The organism is Buchnera aphidicola (Cavariella theobaldi), from assembly GCF_964059165.1.
Lineage (GTDB): Bacteria > Pseudomonadota > Gammaproteobacteria > Enterobacterales > Enterobacteriaceae > Buchnera > Buchnera aphidicola_BO.
This window is the reverse complement of the sequence record NZ_OZ060413.1, coordinates 162,356-182,720: the sequence shown is the minus strand read 5'-3', so window position 1 is coordinate 182,720 and position 20,365 is coordinate 162,356. Positions and strand designations below refer to the sequence as shown.

General features: G+C 26.1%; 14 protein-coding genes. 6 read left to right on the top strand and 8 right to left on the bottom strand.

Annotated features, from left to right (window positions below; genetic code table 11):
* The first annotated feature begins 21 nt into the window (after positions 1-21).
* The 4 genes from gyrA (at position 22) to yfaE (ending at position 6,453) form a co-directional block, all read left to right on the top strand.
* Entirely contained in the window at positions 22-2,550 is a 2,529-nt protein-coding gene (gene gyrA, locus AB4W59_RS00825; RefSeq protein ID WP_367673248.1) for a DNA topoisomerase (ATP-hydrolyzing) subunit A, read from the top strand.
* A gap of 161 nt (positions 2,551-2,711) precedes the next feature.
* Entirely contained in the window at positions 2,712-4,997 is a 2,286-nt protein-coding gene (nrdA, locus tag AB4W59_RS00820) for a class 1a ribonucleoside-diphosphate reductase subunit alpha (RefSeq protein WP_367673247.1), read from the top strand.
* Between the two features lie 57 nt (positions 4,998-5,054).
* Complete coding sequence (gene nrdB / locus AB4W59_RS00815) at positions 5,055-6,185, top strand: class Ia ribonucleoside-diphosphate reductase subunit beta (RefSeq protein ID WP_367673246.1); 1,131 nt, start codon at positions 5,055-5,057, stop codon at positions 6,183-6,185.
* Complete coding sequence (yfaE, locus tag AB4W59_RS00810; protein ID WP_367673245.1) at positions 6,160-6,453, top strand: class I ribonucleotide reductase maintenance protein YfaE; 294 nt, start codon at positions 6,160-6,162, stop codon at positions 6,451-6,453. Before nrdB ends, yfaE begins: the two co-directional genes overlap by 26 nt.
* Positions 6,454-6,477: 24 nt before the next feature.
* Here the strand turns inward: yfaE and pta are convergent, their stop codons facing one another.
* On the bottom strand, positions 6,478-8,607 hold the full coding sequence (gene pta, locus AB4W59_RS00805; RefSeq protein WP_367673244.1) for a phosphate acetyltransferase: 2,130 nt from the start codon (positions 8,605-8,607) through the stop codon (positions 6,478-6,480).
* 39 nt (positions 8,608-8,646) lie between these two features.
* Positions 8,647-9,855 (bottom strand): acetate kinase, encoded by a 1,209-nt coding sequence (locus AB4W59_RS00800; protein WP_367673331.1) that lies wholly within the window; start codon positions 9,853-9,855, stop codon positions 8,647-8,649.
* A gap of 159 nt (positions 9,856-10,014) precedes the next feature.
* On the opposite strand from AB4W59_RS00800, the gene nadE reads away from it, so the two are divergent.
* The gene (nadE, locus tag AB4W59_RS00795; RefSeq protein WP_367673243.1) at positions 10,015-10,830 is read left to right on the top strand and encodes an ammonia-dependent NAD(+) synthetase; all 816 of its coding nucleotides are present in this window, start codon (positions 10,015-10,017) and stop codon (positions 10,828-10,830) included.
* A gap of 11 nt (positions 10,831-10,841) precedes the next feature.
* On the opposite strand, the gene sirB1 is transcribed toward nadE, so the two are convergent.
* From sirB1 to prfA, 3 genes are all read right to left on the bottom strand, one after another.
* Complete coding sequence (sirB1, locus tag AB4W59_RS00790; protein WP_367673242.1) at positions 10,842-11,651, bottom strand: invasion regulator SirB1; 810 nt, start codon at positions 11,649-11,651, stop codon at positions 10,842-10,844.
* A gap of 162 nt (positions 11,652-11,813) precedes the next feature.
* Complete coding sequence (prmC, locus tag AB4W59_RS00785) at positions 11,814-12,644, bottom strand: peptide chain release factor N(5)-glutamine methyltransferase (protein ID WP_367673241.1); 831 nt, start codon at positions 12,642-12,644, stop codon at positions 11,814-11,816.
* 2 nt (positions 12,645-12,646) lie between these two features.
* Positions 12,647-13,726 (bottom strand): peptide chain release factor 1, encoded by a 1,080-nt coding sequence (prfA, locus tag AB4W59_RS00780; protein WP_367673240.1) that lies wholly within the window; start codon positions 13,724-13,726, stop codon positions 12,647-12,649.
* Positions 13,727-14,146: 420 nt separating this feature from the next.
* Here prfA and AB4W59_RS00775 point away from each other — a divergent pair, with 420 nt between their 5' ends.
* Entirely contained in the window at positions 14,147-15,094 is a 948-nt protein-coding gene (locus AB4W59_RS00775) for a ribose-phosphate pyrophosphokinase (protein WP_367673239.1), read from the top strand.
* Between the two features lie 1,239 nt (positions 15,095-16,333).
* Here the strand turns inward: AB4W59_RS00775 and AB4W59_RS00770 are convergent.
* From AB4W59_RS00770 to nuoM, 3 genes are all read right to left on the bottom strand, one after another.
* A complete protein-coding gene (locus AB4W59_RS00770; protein ID WP_367673238.1) occupies positions 16,334-17,281 on the bottom strand; it encodes a TerC family protein in 948 nt (315 codons plus the stop codon).
* 65 nt (positions 17,282-17,346) lie between these two features.
* Positions 17,347-18,813, bottom strand: a complete 1,467-nt coding sequence (locus AB4W59_RS00765) for an NADH-quinone oxidoreductase subunit N (RefSeq protein WP_367673237.1) — start codon at positions 18,811-18,813, stop codon at positions 17,347-17,349.
* Positions 18,814-18,833: 20 nt separating this feature from the next.
* Entirely contained in the window at positions 18,834-20,339 is a 1,506-nt protein-coding gene (gene nuoM / locus AB4W59_RS00760; protein WP_367673236.1) for an NADH-quinone oxidoreductase subunit M, read from the bottom strand.
* Between the last annotated feature and the right edge of the window lie 26 nt (positions 20,340-20,365).

Here is a 20,365-nt window from a genome sequence, read left to right as displayed (position 1 = left end):
TGATGAAGAGATAATATCTTGATGAAAGACATTACACGGGAAATTATACAGGTAAATATTGAAGAAGAGTTAAAAAGCTCTTATTTAGACTATGCAATGTCAGTAATAATTGGTAGAGCTTTGCCTGATGTTCGAGATGGATTAAAACCAGTACATCGAAGAATACTTTTTGCAATGTATATATTAGGTAATGATTGGAACAAAGCATATAAAAAATCTGCTCGCGTCGTAGGTGATGTTATTGGGAAATACCACCCACATGGAGATTCAGCCGTGTACGATGCCATTGTTCGCATGGCGCAAAATTTTTCTTTGCGCTATATGTTAATAGATGGTCAAGGAAATTTTGGCTCTATAGACGGAGATGCTGCAGCAGCTATGCGATATACAGAAGTTCGTATGTCTAAGATTGCTCACGAATTACTGAGTGATTTAGAAAAAAATACTGTCGAATTTTTACCAAATTACGATAATTCTGAAAAAATACCCGAAATACTTCCATCTAAAATACCAAATCTTCTTATTAATGGATCATCAGGTATAGCTGTAGGAATGGCCACTAATATTCCTCCACATAATTTAAATGAAGTGATTAATGGATGTTTGGCATATATTGATAATAATCAGATTACGTTATCTGAACTAATGCAACATATTCCAGGCCCTGATTTTCCAACATATGGTATCATTAATGGAAAATCAGGCATTAAAGAAGCATATAAATCGGGAAAAGGTAAAATTTATATTCGTGCACGACATAAAATAGAAATAAATCAAAAAAACAAAAAAGAATCCATTGTATTTTATGAAATACCGTATCAAGTTAATAAATCACGATTAATTGAAAAAATTGCAGAGCTAGTTAAAGAAAAAAGAATTGATGGTATTAGTGCTTTACGTGATGAATCAGACAAAGACGGAATGAGAATTGTTATTGAAATAAAAAAAGAAGCTATATCAGAAATTGTATTAAATCAACTTTACTCTTTAACACAATTACAGATTTCTTTTGGCATTAATATGGTTGCTCTATGCCATGGTCAACCACAAACGTTATCATTACATAAAATATTAGAATCTTTCTTATCTCATAGACAAGAAGTTGTTACACGACGTAGTTTATTCGAATTAAATAAAACAAAAAAAAGAACTCATATCCTTGAAGGATTTAGTATTGCTTTAAAAAATATAGATGTATTGATAAAATTGATACAAAATGCAAAAAATAATACTAATGCAAAAATATTAATAAAAAAACAAAAATGGACTTCTCATATTCATCATAAATCTTATATTATAAAAAATATACAAGAATCATCTGAAACACTTGATCATTTCAAAAAAAATAATAATGATCATTATTATTTTACTGAAGAACAAGCCCAGTCTATTTTAGATCTGCGCCTACATCAATTAACTAATTTAGAACAAAAAAAAATTATTATAGAATATGAAAAGTTAATAGAAAAAGAAAAAAAACTTATATGCATTTTAAATAATCCTCATCGTATGCTAGAAGTCATTCGAGAAGAATTAATATTCATACAGAATAACTTTAAAGATAAAAGAAGAACAGAAATCACTGAAAATAAATCGGATATTAATATCGAAGACCTAATTAATCAAGAAAATGTTGTAGTAACATTATCTCATTCCGGATATGTTAAATATCAACCACTCTCAGATTATAATGCTCAAAGAAGGGGAGGCAAGGGAAAATCAGCAGCTAAAATTAAAGAAGAAGATTTTATAGAAAGTTTAATTATTGCCAATACACATGATACTATTTTATGTTTTTCTAGTCGAGGTATTGTATACTGGATGAAAGTGTATCAATTACCCGAATCGAGCAGACATGCACGCGGAAGACCCATTGTTAATTTATTACCATTAAGTATAAAAGAAAGAATTACAGCTATATTACCAGTAAAAGCATATAAGGATAATCTTTATATTTTTATGGCAACAGCAAATGGTATGGTAAAAAAAACTTCTTTAAATGAATTTAAAAGACCGCGCATTGCAGGGATTATTGCAATTCATTTGCGGAAAGATGATGAATTAATCGGTATTGCTTTAACCAACGGAAATGATAACATTATGCTATTTACAGAAAATGGAAAAGTTGTTCAATTCTGTGAAAATAGTGTGCGTACTATGGGTCGTACAGCACTAGGAGTAAAAGGAATAAAAATAAAAAAAAATGATAAAGTAGTTTCTTTAATTATTCCTCATAAAAAGGAAAGTGTTCTATTAGCTACTAATAATGGTTTTGGAAAAAGAACAAATATTGCTAATTTCCCTATAAAATCGCGTGCAACACAAGGGGTCATTGCTATAAAAATAACTAAAAAAAATGGTAAAATGATTGGGGCAATACAAGTTGTCGAAACAGATCAAATTATGATGATTACAAACGCCGGTACTCTAGTAAGGATTCGAGTATCAGAGGTAGGAATTTTAGGTAGAAATACACAAGGTGTTATTTTAATTAGAACATCAAAAAATGAAAAAGTTGTTGCTTTACAGAGAATTACAAAACCTATATAAAAAACATCTTTTAAAAAATAGTTATTTTTTATAATATTTATATATATCGTTTAGGTAAATTATATATATTTATTAATATACATAAAATGTGTATATATCAAATATCATAATATACATTCGTATAAATTCCAAAAATTTCAAAAAAAAGGCTTAAAGACATTATGACACATGGTATTTTTGTCATTAAACGTAGTGGAGAAAAACAACTAATAAATTTAAATAAAATCAATCAAATCTTGAATTGGTCAAAATCTGGTCTTAATAATATATCTGTCGCCAAAATAGAATCATCTTCTCATATTCAACTATATAATAATATCACTACCGCACAAATTAATGACATTATTATCAAGACAGCAGCTAATTTAATTTCCACAGAAGCTCCTGACTATCAATATGTAGCAGCAAGATTATCTGTTTTTCAACTGAGAAAAAAAGCTTATAAAAATTTTACACCACCTCCTTTATATAAACATGTTCATAAATTAGTTACTTTAAAAAAATATGATTCAATGTTATTAAAAAAATATACACCTAAAGAATTTTTCATTATGAATTCTTTTATTCATCATGAACGCGATATGAGCTTCTCTTATGCAGCAGTTAAACAATTAGAAGGAAAATATTTAATACAAAATAGAATAACAGGCACGATATATGAAAGCGCTCAATTTCTATATATTCTTATAGCTGCATGTTTATTTGCAAAATATCCACAAGAAACTCGTTTAAGTTACATTCACCGGTTTTATGATGCAATTTCTACCTTTAAAATTTCTTTACCAACACCAATTATGGCAGGGGTAAGAACACCTACTCGTCAATTTAGCTCATGTGTTTTAATTGACTGTGCTGATAATTTAAATTCTATCAATGCCACTACAAGTTCAATTGTGAAATATATTTCACAAAGAGCGGGAATTGGAATTAATGCAGGACAAATTCGCGCTGCAGGAAGCTCTATAAGAGATGGTGAAGCATTTCATACTGGCAGTATTCCATTTTATAAGCATTTTCAAACAGCAGTTAAATGTTGCTCTCAAGGTGGTATTAGAGGAGGAGCTGCAACAATATTCTATCCAATCTGGCATTTTGAAGTTGAAAATTTATTAGTTTTAAAAAATAATCGAGGAATTGAAGATAATAGAGTTCGCCATATGGATTATGCTGTACAGATCAATAAATTAATGTATCAAAGAATGTTATCTGGTGAACATATCACTTTATTTGATCCTTCTGATACACCTAAACTATATAATGCCTTTTTTACTGATCAAAAAGAATTTAATAAATTATATATTGAGCATGAAAAACAAGAAAATATCAAAAAAAAAAGCATTAAAGCATTAGATTTATTTGTTTTACTTATGCACGAAAGAACTTCCACTGGACGAATTTATATACAAAATATAGATCATTGCAATTCACATGGATCATTTAATCCTAAACTAGCACCTATCAAACAATCAAATTTATGTTTAGAAATCACACTACCTACTAAGCCATTAGATAACATTTATGATGAAAATGGAGAAATTGCTTTATGTACATTATCTGCATTTAATTTAGGCGCTATTAAAAATCTTAGTGATCTTGAAGATTTAGCCGATTTATCTGTACGCGCGCTAGATGAAATATTAGAATATCAACAATATCCGATATTAGCAGCTAAAAAATCTGCTCTTTCTAGACGTTCATTAGGAATAGGTGTAATTAATTTTGCATATTATTTGGCGAAGCATAATGTTCGTTATTCAGATGGCAGTGCAAATAATTTAACACATAAAACTTTTGAAGCAATACAATATTATTTAATAAAAGCATCTTGTGCGCTAGCTAAAGAAAGGGGGGTATGTACTTTATTTCATCAAACTAATTATTTTTTAGGAAAATTACCTATAGATACATACAAAAAATACATTGATGATATATGTGATGAACCATTACACTTAGATTGGCAATCACTACGTGAAGATGTTAAAAAGTATGGATTAAGAAATTCTGCATTATCTGCCATTATGCCGTCAGAAACATCTTCGCAAATTTCCAATTCCACTAATGGCATTGAGCCACCAAGGGGATTTGTTAGTGTAAAAGTATCAAAAGATGGTATGCTAAGACAAGTTGTACCTAGTTACAATGAATTAAAGCAACAATATGAACTATTATGGGATATGCCTAATAACGAAGGATATCTACAAATTGCTGGAATTATACAAAAATTTACTGATCAATCTATTTCAGTAAATACAAACTATAATCCAGAAAGATTTGAAAATGAAAAGATTCCTATGAGGCAATTACTATATGATATTTTGATAGCATATAAATTAGGTTTAAAAACATTATACTATCAAAATATTCACGATGGATCTAAAGACAATCATACATTTATATTTTCTACATCTGCAAACGATCACTGTGAAAGTGGCTCTTGTGCAATATAATATAAAAAATCAAAATAAATACTTATTTTATTTAATTTTCTTACTAGGTAAAATAATATGGTTTACACAACATTCTCAAAAAAAAAGAATAATCAACTAAATGAACCCATGTTTTTTGGACAATCGGTCAATATAGCTAGATATGATCAACAAAAATACTATGTTTTTGAAAAACTTATTGAAAAACAACTATCATTTTTCTGGCGACCAGAAGAGATAGATCTATCCAGAGATAGAATGGATTTTAATAATTTATCTCCATCCGAAAAACATATTTTTGTTAGTAATTTAAAATACCAAACCCTACTTGATTCAATTCAAGGAAGAAGTCCCAATATTGCTTTTTTACCAATTATATCTCTACCAGAACTAGAAACATGGGTTGAAACATGGTCTTTTTCCGAAACTATTCATTCACGTTCATATACTCATATTATTAGGAATATCGTTAACACTCCAGCTATTATATTTGACGATATTATTTCAAATATTAACATTACTAATCGTACACAAGATATTTCTATTTATTACGATCAACTTATTGAAGCAACAAATTACTGGCATTTATTAGGTGAAGGAACTCACTTAATTAATAAACAACCTCTATACGTTGATTTAAAATTATTAAAAAAAAAATTATATCTTTGTCTTATTAGTGTAAATGTTTTAGAGGCTATTAGATTTTATGTAAGTTTTGCATGCTCTTTTGCATTCGCTGAAAGAAAATTAATGGAAGGTAATGCTAAAATTATTAGATTAATAGCGCGGGATGAAGCATTGCATTTAACAGGTACTCAACATATTTTAAATACTTTTAATAGTATTAATAATAATGAAAATATGAAAGATATTGTATTGGAATGTAAAGAAGAAGCTTATCACATATTTATTACTGCTGCACAACAAGAAAAAACATGGGCTAAATATTTATTTAAAAATGGTTCTATTATTGGATTGAATACAGAGATTTTATGTCAATATATCGAATATATTACAACTCTGCGAATGAATGCGTTGGGTTTTGTATCGCCTTTTAAAAAACAAGCCAATCCAATTCCTTGGATTAATGATTGGTTAACTTCTGATAATATACAAACAGCTCCTCAAGAAACAGAAATTAGCTCATATTTAGTAGGACAATTTAATTCGGAAGTATCTGACGATGAATTTAAATACTTTCAATTATAAAAAAAATAATTTTACTATATATATAGTAAATTATAAAAAAAAAATATTTTATAATCAAAATTATAATTCATTATTATTAATTTTAAAATTTAATAAAATATATATAGAATATCAATGCTGTTCTGGATATTGTGGTACATGTCGTATACAGCTATTACAGGGCGAAATATGTTATCTCCAACAAAAACCAATTGCTTCTATGCATAATAAAAATGATATTTTTCCATGTTTTTGTCAGCCTAAAGGAAATATAATAATTAGTATATAAATACTCAAAAAATAAATAAATATTTTATATTGCCTGAATGGATGTTAAAGCAATAGTATAAATAATGTCTTCTACTAATGAACCTCTAGATAAGTCATTTACTGGTTTTCTGAGTCCTTGTAACATAGGCCCAATGGAAACCAGTTGTGATGAGCGCTGAACTGCTTTATAAGTGATATTACCAGAATTCAAATCAGGAAAAATAAAAATAGAAGCATCTCCGACAAGAGAGGATTTTGGACTCTTTAGTTTTGATATTTCTTTTGAAACTGCAGCATCATATTGAATAGGTCCATCAATAATTAAATCTGGTCTTTTTATTCTTACAATATCAGTTGCTTTTCTTACTTTATCCACTTGTCTACCACAACCAGAATCACCAGTAGAATAAGATAACATAGCTATACGAGATTCTATACCCAATATTTTTGCTGAACAAGAAGATTGAATAGCAATAGCGGCCAATTCTTCTGCTGTTGGATCAATATTAATCGCACAATCTCCATAAATTAAAACTTTCTCTGGCAGTAACATAAAGAAAATAGATGATACTAAAGAACTAACAGACTCTGTTTTAATTAACTGCAGTGCAGGACGGATTGTGCTAGCAGTAGTATTTATAGAACCAGATACCATGCCATCCACCTCATCTGATTCAACCATTAGAGTTGCTAAAATAATATTATTCCGTAACTGTTGATATGCAAAATCCTCATTTATACTTTTATGCTGTCTTATTTCTATAAAACGAGCCATATATTTATCTCTAATTAAATCAGGATCAATTATTTCAATATTTTTATTTAAATGAATACCTTGATCTTTAGCAAGATTATAAATTTTTTTTCTATCTCCTAATAATACACATTGAGCAATGTCTAGATCGTAACACATAGATGCTGCTTGCAATATTCGAATTTCATATGATTCAGGTAAAATAATACGTTTTTTACTATTTCTAGATAACATTTTTAAGCGATAACAAAATTCTCTTGGCGAAAGATTAATATGAGTATCAGATTTTTTTTTAATTATATTTAAGTATTTAACATTAAAAAAACTACTCATATAAGTTTGCAGCTTAAAAATATATTTTTTTTCTTTTATATTAAGATCAAAATAAAAACTTTGTAATTTATATAAAATATCTATAATATTTTTTTTTAAAAAAAATACTGGGATACCGTTTTGAATAAATATTTGACATATTTTTATTGAATGCTTTATGGATTGACACTGACCTGTTAATAATATCGCGCTGATATTATTAAATTTATATTCTTTAGAAAAAAATATAATAAAAATATCTATTTGAGTCCACGGCAAAATAATTAAAATATGTGAATTTATCTTTTTTAAGATATCTTTATTATTTTCATTAAATATTATCACCGTTTCTATAATACGAAAATTGATATTATCAATATGAAGTGGTATTGCATTTAAAAAATGATAAATATCTACTACAAATATTTTCATAAAATCTTGATTCCAAGGAATATACGCAATAATAGGATATAAACTTGTTTTTATATCCCTTTTTACAATTATTGTTTTTTTCTTTTCTTCTTTTATTTTTTTTAAAAATTTTATTTTTTTTATAAAACTAATATTTTTTCCTAAATAAATAAAATTCATCTCATTAAAGATAACACCTATAAATTTTTTATAATGATATTGTTGCAAGAAAAATTTAATTTGATCTTCTTTGTCTTGAATGCTATTTAGAGAATATCGATTTATATTAGTTATTAACACCACTTCTGCATTAATACTATTTGCTATATCATGATTTATTTGATATGAGTACAAATTCTTTTCATGACTCAATCCTTCAATAAAGATTAACTCATATAATTTTTTTTTTTTATAACATATTTCTATTATCGTATTTATTAAAGATATATATATATCAGAACCAAAATAAATATTAGAAAAATCTATATTATTAAGTATATGTACAAAACTTGAAAAATATTTCTTAATTAGTACAGTGGTGTGATCTAGCGAGTTACTTTGGCAAGAAATATATAAAATAGGCTTATTCATATCCTTACGATATTTATTTTTATTAAAAAAATTTAACATACTTAAACTTATTGCCGTAGAACCGACTTGATTATTTAAAGGAATCAGCATAATAATACGAGACATATATATATCCTATTTTTTTGATATAAAATGATATAGTTTTTACACAAGACTAATTATATTTATAGTCTCTCGAGAGATAGCTAAATCTTCATTGGTTGGAATAATAAAAATAGGGCGCGAAGTTTTAATGTTAATATTACCAGTTTTTCCATTACATATTAACAAATTTTTTTCCGAGTGAATAAAAAATCCTAGTAAAGATAATTTAGATATAATGATACTTCTAATAAAAGGAACATTTTCGCCTATTCCACCAGTGAAAATTATCGCATCTAAACGACCATGCATTAATGATGTATAAGCAGAAATATACTTACTAATTCTATGACAAAAAATATCTACAGCTATTTTTGCTTTTTCATTAATATTATAATTTTTCTCGAGATAACGAAAATCACTACTTATACCACTTAATCCTAATAAACCAGATTTTTTGATTAATAATTCTTCAATCTGATGTATGCTCATATTAAGTTGTTTATACATAAAAAAAATAATTGATGGATCTATATCTCCACTGCGAGTACCCATGACCAACCCTTCTAATGGAGTTAATCCCATAGAAGTATCAACACATATTCCATTACGTATAGCAGAAACAGAAGCGCCATTACCTAAATGACAAGTGATAATATTTAATTGATTAAATGATTTTTGTAATAAAAAAGCTGTTTTATGAAGGATATAACAATGACTAATTCCATGCGCACCATAACGTCTAATACCATATTTTTTAAAAAAATCATAAGGAATAGCATATAAAAAGGATACCTTAGGCATATTTTGATAAAAAGAAGTATCAAAAACCGCAACATTTTTTTTTGAAAGTATAGGATATTTCTGTAAAATTTTTTTAATTCCAATTAAATTAGCTGGATTATGTAAAGGAGCAAAAATAGAGGCTTCTTCAATTAAATTAATGATTTTATCATTAATTAATATAGAATTTTTTATTTTTTTACCTCCATGAACTACTCGATGCCCTATACCAACAATATTTTTAAGAATTTTTTCTTCTAACAAAAAAATATGATCTATGACAAAATCTAATGCTTGTTCATGAGAAATATTTGAACCGATATTTTTTTTATATTTATTTTTTTTTGATTCCCATGTAACATATGTATCCGATAAAAACAAACGTTCCACTGTACCAAATAAATATTTTTTTTCATTTTTTGGATTTATGACAGAAAATTTTAAAGAAGAACTTCCGCAGTTTAAAACTAAAATGAGATTTTTCAATATTGTTATACCGATTTAATAAGATATATAATATATTTTATCAAAAAATATATTTAAATGTTTTAATATAGTGTTACTTTTTATAAAATCGCAAAAAATATAATATTAATTATATAAAAATTTTGTATACTTCAAAAAAAAATACTATATATGGAGCAAAAGATGAAATTACAAAAAAAAATTATTAAAATATTAGGAGTAAAACCAAAAATTATACCAAAAATCGAAATTAAAAAATGTATTGATTTTTTAAAAAAATATTTATCTCATTTTTCTAATTTACAATCTTTAGTCTTAGGTATTAGTGGGGGTCAAGATTCAACATTAACTGGGAAATTATGTCAAATAGCTATACAACAATTAAGAAATGAAACAAAAAACATTAATTATCAATTTATTGCATTGCGTTTACCATATGGTTCTCAAAAAGATGAAAAAGATTGTCAAGATGCGATTAAATTTATATATCCCGATCAATGCTTTGTTATTAATATTAAAAATGCAGTTTTGAGTAGTGAACGAGCATTAAAAAAATCAGGAATATATATTTCAGACTATATAAAAGGCAATGAAAAAGCAAGAGAAAGAATGAAAATACAATATAGTGTAGCTGCTGTTAATAATGGTTTAGTAGTGGGAACAGCTCATGCCGCAGAAATAATTACTGGATTTTTTACTAAATACGGTGATGGAGCTACCGATATAAATCCTATTTCTAGATTCAATAAGAGACAAGGATGTGCTTTATTAAAAGAATTAAATTGCCCTAAACATCTTTATTTAAAAAAACCAATGGCAGATTTAGAAGATAATAAACCACAGCAGCCGGACGAATCTGTTTTAGGTATTACATATGCTACAATCGATTCTTATTTAGAAGGTCAACAAGTAGATACCCGAAGTAAAAAAATTATTGAACAACTCTATTTAAAAACAGAACACAAAAGACATCTTCCCATTATACTATCAGATAAATAAAAATACATGCGTTAATGTAAAATAATTTTTTTTTGTTCAATAGAATGAATTTGTAATTTAATTATTTCACTAATAGGATCTTCTGGACAGTGTTCAATAAAATAAATTAAATCTGTTATAGCAACATGATGACATTTTAATTGTGCATATATTAATCCTCTATCACGAATTTCATACGGATTATTCGGATCAATTTGTAATAGTACATTAATTACATTTAATGCTAATTCCATTTTTTTTTCCTCTATTAATGCAGATTTTAATATATCAAGCATTTTACGAATTACAGTGATAGGCTCAGATTTATATAAATCGCTTTCATATAATTTTGCAGTTGGGCTAATGTTGCCTTTTAACCACACTTGTAATATATGTTTATTTACAATTTCTCCATTAAAAGGATTAATTAACCATTTTTTTTTATTCATCCAATCCGCTCTTAAAAGGAATTGCGTTGGAAATATAACTGGATTTAATGGTAAATGTAATGATTGTGCAATATATAAAAAAAGAACACCTAAAGACACCGCAGTACCTTGACGCGTTTTTAACACGTGATCAATCCAAAGAACATTGGACAATTTATATACACCACTTGCACTACCAAAATGCCAATGCTTATAAAACAATTCTAATAATTTTTTTAATTGTCGATTAGGTTGATTTTCAGAAGAAATATAAGATTTTGCTTCTTGTACTTTAGCATTTAATTCTAACAAAACACATTCCGCTGGAAAATCTTCTCGTATAATTTGAGAAGTTGCAAGAATGGAATCAAAAAGTGATAGTTTGGAAAAATCAATATTAGCAACAGATTTCATATTATTAGCAATATTAATATTATTTAGATGATTAAAAATAAAAATGTTATTAATAATTATATATAGGAATATACCTTTTATAAAAAATATATAACTATATTCTTTATTACAAACACATCGCATTATCTATATATTGTACGTAATAACAGCAATATCAATTAATTATTTTATTTTTTGCCCAATAGTAACACGATCGTTTCCTCCATAGTCTTTATGTGATGTAATATTATGAAAATTATATTTTTTAAAAAAATGCTGTATTATTAATTTTTGTTTCCATCCATGCTCTACCAATAACCAACCTTTATATAATAAATAATGAAAAGAATTTTTTATAATATGTTCAATATCCGCTAAACCATTATTTTTAGAAAAAAGCGCATTGAATGGTTCAAAAAAAATATCTTTTTTCAATAAAAAACTTTCATCTATACTAATATAAGGTGGATTACTTACAATAATATGAAATTTTTTTTTAACACATGAAAACCAATCGCTATAAAAAAAACAAATATTATATAATTTTAAATTTACTGCATTATATTTAGCTATTTTTAATGCTTTTTTTGAATTATCTATACCTGTAATTCTAAAATGTTTACATGCACTAGCTAATGCTAAAGCAATATTGCCAGATCCAGTACCTAAATCAAGAATAGAAGAAAATTTATCCTGAGCTTTTAATAATACCTGTTCTACTAAAATTTCAGTTTCAGGTCTTGGAATAAGAGTATCATATGAAACGCGTAAAGACAAAGACCAAAATTCTTTTTCTCCTTTTAAATATGCCATTGGCTCTCCAAGAGATCTTCGATATACCAAATTTTTTAAATTTTTTAATTGCATTGCACTCATTTTAATATGATTAAAAGTTAAAATGTCACTATACGTATGTTGTGAAGTGTATATTAATAAGATTTCTGCTTCGTATTTTGGATTATCACACAAAGATAATTTTTCTGATGTTTTTTGAATCCATTTTTGAATATTCATATTTAAGATCGTGATAATAATGTTAACATATCTGCTTGATACTCTTGAATCATAGGATTAATTAATAAATCTAATTTTCCTTGCAGTACTTCATCTAATTTATATATAGTCAAATTAATTCTGTGATCAGTAACTCTGTTTTGAGGAAAATTATATGTACGATTTCGATCAGAACGCTCGCCACTACCCAGTAATAATCGTCTCATCGATGAATTTTCTTCATGATTCTTAGCTAATTGCGCAGAAAAAATACGAGCTGATAAAATAGATAATGCTTTTGCTTTATTTTTATGTTGTGAACGCTCATCTTGACATTCTACAACACAACCAGTCGGAATATGAGTGATTCTAATAGCAGAATCAGTAGTATTTACATGTTGACCGCCTGCACCAGAAGAGCGAAAAGTATCAATTTTTAAGTCAGCAGGATTGATATCTTCTTGTTTCGATTTTGGTCTAACAGGCATTATAGCAACTGTGCATGTAGATGTATGAATTCTTCCTTGAGATTCTGTTTCCGGCACTCTTTGTACTCTATGCCCACCAGACTCAAATTTTAAACGACCACAGGCACCTTTACCTGTAATTTTAGCTATTATTTCCTTGAAACCACCTTTTTCACCTGCACTAATACTCATAATTTCAGTATTCCACATGTGCTGTTCTGTATATTTCGTATACATTCTAAATAATTCTCCTGCAAAAATAGAAGCTTCATCCCCTCCAGTTGCCGCTCTGATTTCAATAAAGCAACTATTTTTATCATTAGGATCCTTAGGTAGTAGCAATAATTTAATTTTTTTTTCTATTATTTTCATTTTTTGATTCAATTTACATAATTCTTCTTGTGCAATATAAAAAAATTCTTCATCTTGTAATAAATCTTGTATATCTTTTTTTTCTAATGCTAATTTTTCCCATTCAATAAAGTATTGTATTACTTCAGAAATCTGTAAATACTCTTTTGATAAATTTTTAAATCTTTCTTGATTAAAAATCAAATCTTTTTCAGCAAGCATTACTTCAATTTCTTCATAACGATTACGTAAATATTTCAATTTTTTTAAAATAGAACTATTCATGTTAAATTGTCTCATTTACAAATATTTTTTAAAAAATTATTTTATATATTTCTAATATTTACATTAATAAATATGTTAATATATGAATTTATCATTGTTTCTTTTAAGAATTAATTAAAAAATAAAAAATAAAATATATTGGTGTTAAAATAACTTTTTAATATCTTATCCAAGATATTAAATATAAAAAATAATAAATATTGAATCCTATATTATTATCTATATCATATATAACCTACTTATAAAATTTTTTCATGTAATAAAGTATATTAAAATATAGTATAAACAATACTATTTTTGTATGATATCAAATGTTTAATAAAATAATAAATCATATCAAAATGAAAAATTATTACAATCAAAAAAATATAAAAACACGATTGACTTATAAGTATAAAAAAATACAAAATAAGGTTTTTTATGTCTGATATGAAGCTGTTTTCTGGAAATTCTATTCCAAAACTTGCACAGTTTATTGCAAATCGATTATATATCAATTTAGGAAAAGCAGCCGTAGGTCGATTTAGCGATGGTGAAATTAGTGTTCAAATTAATGAAAATGTAAGAGGTGGAGATGTTTTTATAATACAATCCACTTGCGCGCCTACTAATGACAATATAATGGAATTAGTAGTAATGGTTGATGCCTTAAGAAGAGCTTCAGCCGGACGTATTACCGCAGTAATACCATACTTTGGTTATGCGCGTCAAGACCGAAGAGTAAGATCTGCACGCGTGCCTATTACAGCTAAAGTAGTAGCTGATTTTTTATCAAGTATTGGAGTAGATCGTGTACTGACAGTTGATCTACATGCAGAACAAATTCAAGGATTTTTTGATGTTCCTGTTGACAATGTCTTCGGTAGTTTAATTCTTTTAGAAGACATGCTACAAAGAGAATTAAAAAATCCCATTGTTGTATCGCCAGATATAGGCGGCGTAGTACGAGCTCGTGCTATCGCTAAACTATTATATGATACTGATATGGCTATTATAGATAAAAGACGACCTCGCGCTAATATATCACAAATCATGCATATTATTGGCGATGTTGCAAATCGTGATTGTATTTTAGTAGATGATATGATAGATACAGGAGGAACTCTATGTAAAGCAGCGGAAGCACTAAAGGAAAGAGGAGCTAAAAGAGTATTTGCTTATGCTACTCATCCGATATTTTCCGGGGAAGCCTCTAATAATTTAAAACACTCTGTTATTGACGAGGTGGTGGTATGCGATACCATCCCACTATCAGAAAAAATAAAATCACTACCAAATGTACGAACATTAACTTTAGCGGGTATGTTAGCCGAAGCAATAAGACGTATTAGCAACGAAGAATCTATTTCTGCTATGTTTGAACATTAAATATTATACTAAGCACAATGTAATATTTATTAAAGAAATTATCATGTGCTTAGTTAATAAAAAAATAATTTTATTAATATATGATTTTAGCTGTTTTAAAAAAATTTTTCTATTGTTATATATTATATCGATATTTTATTTTTAATATCATCCTTCCAGATACAATTAAAAAAATATACTAATAATAAATTTTTTTATTATTTTCTAAAAAATAGATATTTTAAACTAAAAAAATACTGCGTGGAGATAAGTATTTTATATTTCTATATTTTATAAATACAAAAATTTTTAAACACATGACCACTGAGAATCGTTCAAATATTCTAAAAAAATAAAATATCGGAAATACCTTTATTTTTTAATTTTTTTAAAAAATATAATACGACATCTAGACACAATCCTTGTTCTATATCTGAAATAAAATCAAGATGCGGATAAACAATATAGTATTTCTGTATTAAAATAGTAAAACAATAAAGTAATTGCTCATAATATTTGTTGTAGTGTATGTATGTTATTCTAGATATTGAACCATGGACAAGGTTATTGTCAATTCATTTTTATATTTTCACTACTGTATTGATACAGATTAGAATATGAGTGATTCCGATTATAGAAATACTACCAGATATGAAATATCGTATTTTTTTGAAATTCTTAATCAATACCATCTCAAAAACAATAATGTTTTATCCTGATATTAGAAATGATGGATTAATTAGCATTTAAAAATATTTATAAAAATATAATTCAAAACCGATACCGATTAATAATATAAAATATCTAATAGAGTTATTAAAATAAAAATTTATACAAAAAATTTTAATATATAATAACTGATTATTAAAAATCTCGTTTTTAAAGATCAAAAAAAGAAATATAATATATTTTACAAAAAATACCATGAATTGTAATATTTTTCAAATAACACATGATATAAGATAAAATATAAAAAATAATTATATACTCAAAATTGAAAAATAATTTTTCTAAAATTCTATCAATCGTTGATTTTCTATTTATTCTACCAACATAGCCGCTCTAAAAAAATTTGACACGCACTGTCTTTAACCACGTATCTAAAAGTATCATATTCAAAATATTCAACATAATATATTTCCTAACATATTTTAATATTTTTTATCATAAAAAATAATTTTTATTGTACATACTATTTTGTTTATATATCAAAAAATACATAATATGACTTTATATAAAAATTATTATACAATAACCGTATTATAATTTTTTACTATAAAAAAAATAATCGATTATTAAAGTTAAAATTAATATCATAAGTACAGTGATAAAAAACATCATAGAGGAAATAAAAATATATTTGTTCAGTAGTATTTTCAATCCAATAAATATGAATATTACGGATAAACCATATTTTAATATAGAAAATTTTTTTATAAAACGTAATAATAACAAATAAATAGATCTTAAAGCTAGTACTGATAGTATATTAGAAGTGAATATTATTAAAAAATCATTTGTAACAGAAAAAATAGCAGGAATACTATCCATAGCACATATGATATCACTACATTCTATTAAAATTAAACATACGAATAAAGGCGTAATAAAAAATTTGTTGTTTTTTATTAAAAAAAATTTTTCACTATCAATTGTATTTGTGACACGAAAAAATTTATATAGAAAAGGCATGCATGTTTTATGTTTTTTTTCTTTTTTTGAATTACGAAAAAAAATAATTTTAAGACCTGTTAGTAAAAAAAATACACCAAAAAAATACAATAACCAATGCCAGTAAGAAAATAATATACCACCAGAAAAAATTATTATTAAACGTAATATACAAGAACCCCATATTCCATACAATAAAATTTTTTTGTGATAAATGAAAGGTATTTTAAGCGCTTCAAAAATTAAAAACCATACAAATACATTATCTACTGATAATAACATTTCTAATAAATATCCAGAAAGAAACATTATAATTCTTGAATTAGCAAAAATTACTCCTTGATCATAATACGAAAACAACCATAATAGAAAAACAAATACACATGATAAAAATAACCATAAAAAATCATTAAAATGCATATTTTGTATGTATAATGATTTTTTATTTTTTTTTTGTCTTATATAATCTATTATAAATGCTATTAAAATCAAGAAAAAAAAAATACTCCAAAAAAATGGAATAAAAAAATTTTTCATTAAACTAAATATCCTTTCTAAGAAAAATAATAAATTATATATAAATATTTACGTTACGAAAATTATTAAACATATACAGCGGATTGTACCAAATATATTAAAGGATTCGGATATATACCTAATATCAATAATATAATTCCTGAAATAATAATTATAATACCAGAAAAAGTATACATCCATTTACTAGAAAGTTTTATATTATTCTGCAATAATTTTACCGGTTTTAAATAAAAATTGATAATCAACCGCAAATAGCAATAAAAACCTAAAACAGATCCAATGAAAAAAGAAACACCTAGAACCCATAGATGATTTTGTATTATAATAGAAAGGATATAAAATTTACTAATAAAACCAAGAGTAAAAGGTACACCTGCTAAAGAAAGATATACTATTGTTAGTATCCCAGATAAGATAGGTTGCGTCCAAAATAAACCTCGATATGACGTCATCAAATCAATATCTTTCAAATAATTTGGATTAGATACTAAAGCAATACTACCAAAAAAAGATATATTAGCAAAAAAATAACTAACTAGACCTATACCTATTGCTTCTAATGAAAAAAAATAATGATTCTTTAATACCAATAGTGCAATTAATAAATAGCCCAGTTGTGAAATGGCTGTATATCCAAATAATCGTTTAATATTATTTTGTATAATAGCCATTAAATTTCCCAAAATAATAGATAAAAAAATCATTAAAAATATTAATGCATATAATGTTTCATGATTTTCTAAAGAACAGTATGAAAAAAAGTGAACCATAAAAACAACAATAGAAATTTTTGCAGCATTAGAAAAAAAAGATAAAACTAATGCGGGAGTACCTTGATATATATCAGCTATCCATATATGAAAAGGAACAATGGATAATTTAAAAAATAAAGAGAAAAATACCATAAATAAACCAAAAAAAATTACAAATTGTGAATTTAAAAATTCTATATTTAATACTTGATGCATAGCTGATAAACTTAAACTTCCAGAAATAGCATAAATCCAAGCAATACCTAATAATAAAAAACTAGATGATACACTAGATAAAATAATATATTTCAATGTAGCTTCTAAAGCGTATTTATAATAATGCGAATAAAAAATCAAACCAAATATTGGTAAAGATATCAGTTCAATACTTACAAATAAAGATGAAAAATGATCAGATATAATTAATCCAATAGCACCTAAAGTAGAAAACAAAATTAATAAATAAAATTCTTCTTTATTTAATCGATATTTATATAACCAAGAATACGCAAAAATACAACTAATAATACTGGATAATAAAACTATACCCATATAAAAAATAGAGTATTTTGTCACATAAAATAAAGTAGTTATATGCCGCGGAAGTACTGTATTGACTAAAAATAAAGAAAAGAAAGAACAAAGTAAACCTAACGTACTTGATACAGCAACAAAACAATGATTGCGACGATATGCAATAGATAACATTACTAAAATTACTGTTGATATCAAAATCAAAAAAGGCAACAATGCTGTGAATTCCTCTGAATTTATAATCATTACTAATTAAAACCTTATTGTTAAAAAGAGTCATCAAATGTTTTTTTAATATTTATTAGAGAATATTGTGAAATCTCTAAAATTGTTTGCGGTTGTAAACCAATAAAGATTAAGGAAAAAATTAATACCAGTACTATCCATAATTCTTGTATACTAACCGGGGATAATAAAAACTTTTTTTGTGATACACCATAGTAAATTTTTTGTATCATATTTAAAGAATACAACATAGAAAGAAACAAGCCAATGGTAGAAATAATAGATATAATGGGAAAAATTTGAAAAACGCTTATTAATATTAAAAATTCACCTATAAAATTCCCTGTACCAGGTAATCCTAAATTGGCTAAAGAAAAAAATAAAGTAAATGCTGGAATCCAAAAAATATATTCCCACACGCCTCCCATTTGACGTATATCATGAGTTTTAAAACGTTTATATAGTTGACCTGATAAAACACACAAAGAAGAAGAGGTAATACTATTTGATAGCATCTGTACGATTGCGCCTTGAAATGCCATAATGCTATTACTATATAATGCAATAATAATTAATCCCATATGAGAAATAGAAGAATAAGCAATAACACGTTTAATATCTGTTTGAGCAAAAGCTACTATAGCTCCATAAAAAATACTAATTAATCCCAAACACATTGCTATTATAGAAAAATGTCTACTTGCATGAGGAAAAAGAACAATACTATAACGTAACAATGCATAAGGTGCAGTTTTTAAAAGCACACCCACTATATCTAATGCACCACAAGTAGGTGAGTTAGAATGTACATCCGGCAACCATCCATGAAATGGAAAAATAGGCATTTTAACTGCAAACGCTATAAAAAAACATAACATAAAAAAATATTCTCTACGCAGAGACATAGGTGTATTAATTAAAGAATTATAATTAAATGTTAACACATGAGTACTTTGATAATCGGTATAAACTAAACCTAATATTGCAATCAATATTAAAACACCAGAAGATTGCGTATACATAAAAAACTTATTAGCAGCTGCGCAGCGCTTTTGCCCCGTATTTGTTTTTCGACCCCATAATATTATTAAAAAATACATTGGTACTAATATTAATTCCCAAAAACAAAAAAATAAAAATAAATCATATGCGATAAAAACACCCAATATTCCTGTTAATACCAGCATTAAATTAAAATAAAAAAATCCTGTATTCTCATGAATATCATTCCACGCGCATAATATTCCGATTATTCCTAAGAAACTTGTTAAAAACACCATCAAAAGAGATACACCATCAATAGCTATGTTAAATTCAATTCCAAATCTTGGTATCCAAGAAGATACAAATTGATGATTTGCAGCAAAATAATTATCCATTTGAAAAAAATTATAATTTTCTGTCTGCCATATTACTATTGTAATGAATAATGTTAATCCCATCCCTATCAAAGCAATTAAACGAGGAAGATTTTTTCCATAAAATGAAAAAAATAGCGAAAAAATGCTACTAAAAAATGGAAAAATAATTAATAATAAAACTAACATTACACGTATATTCCTGTTGTTTAATA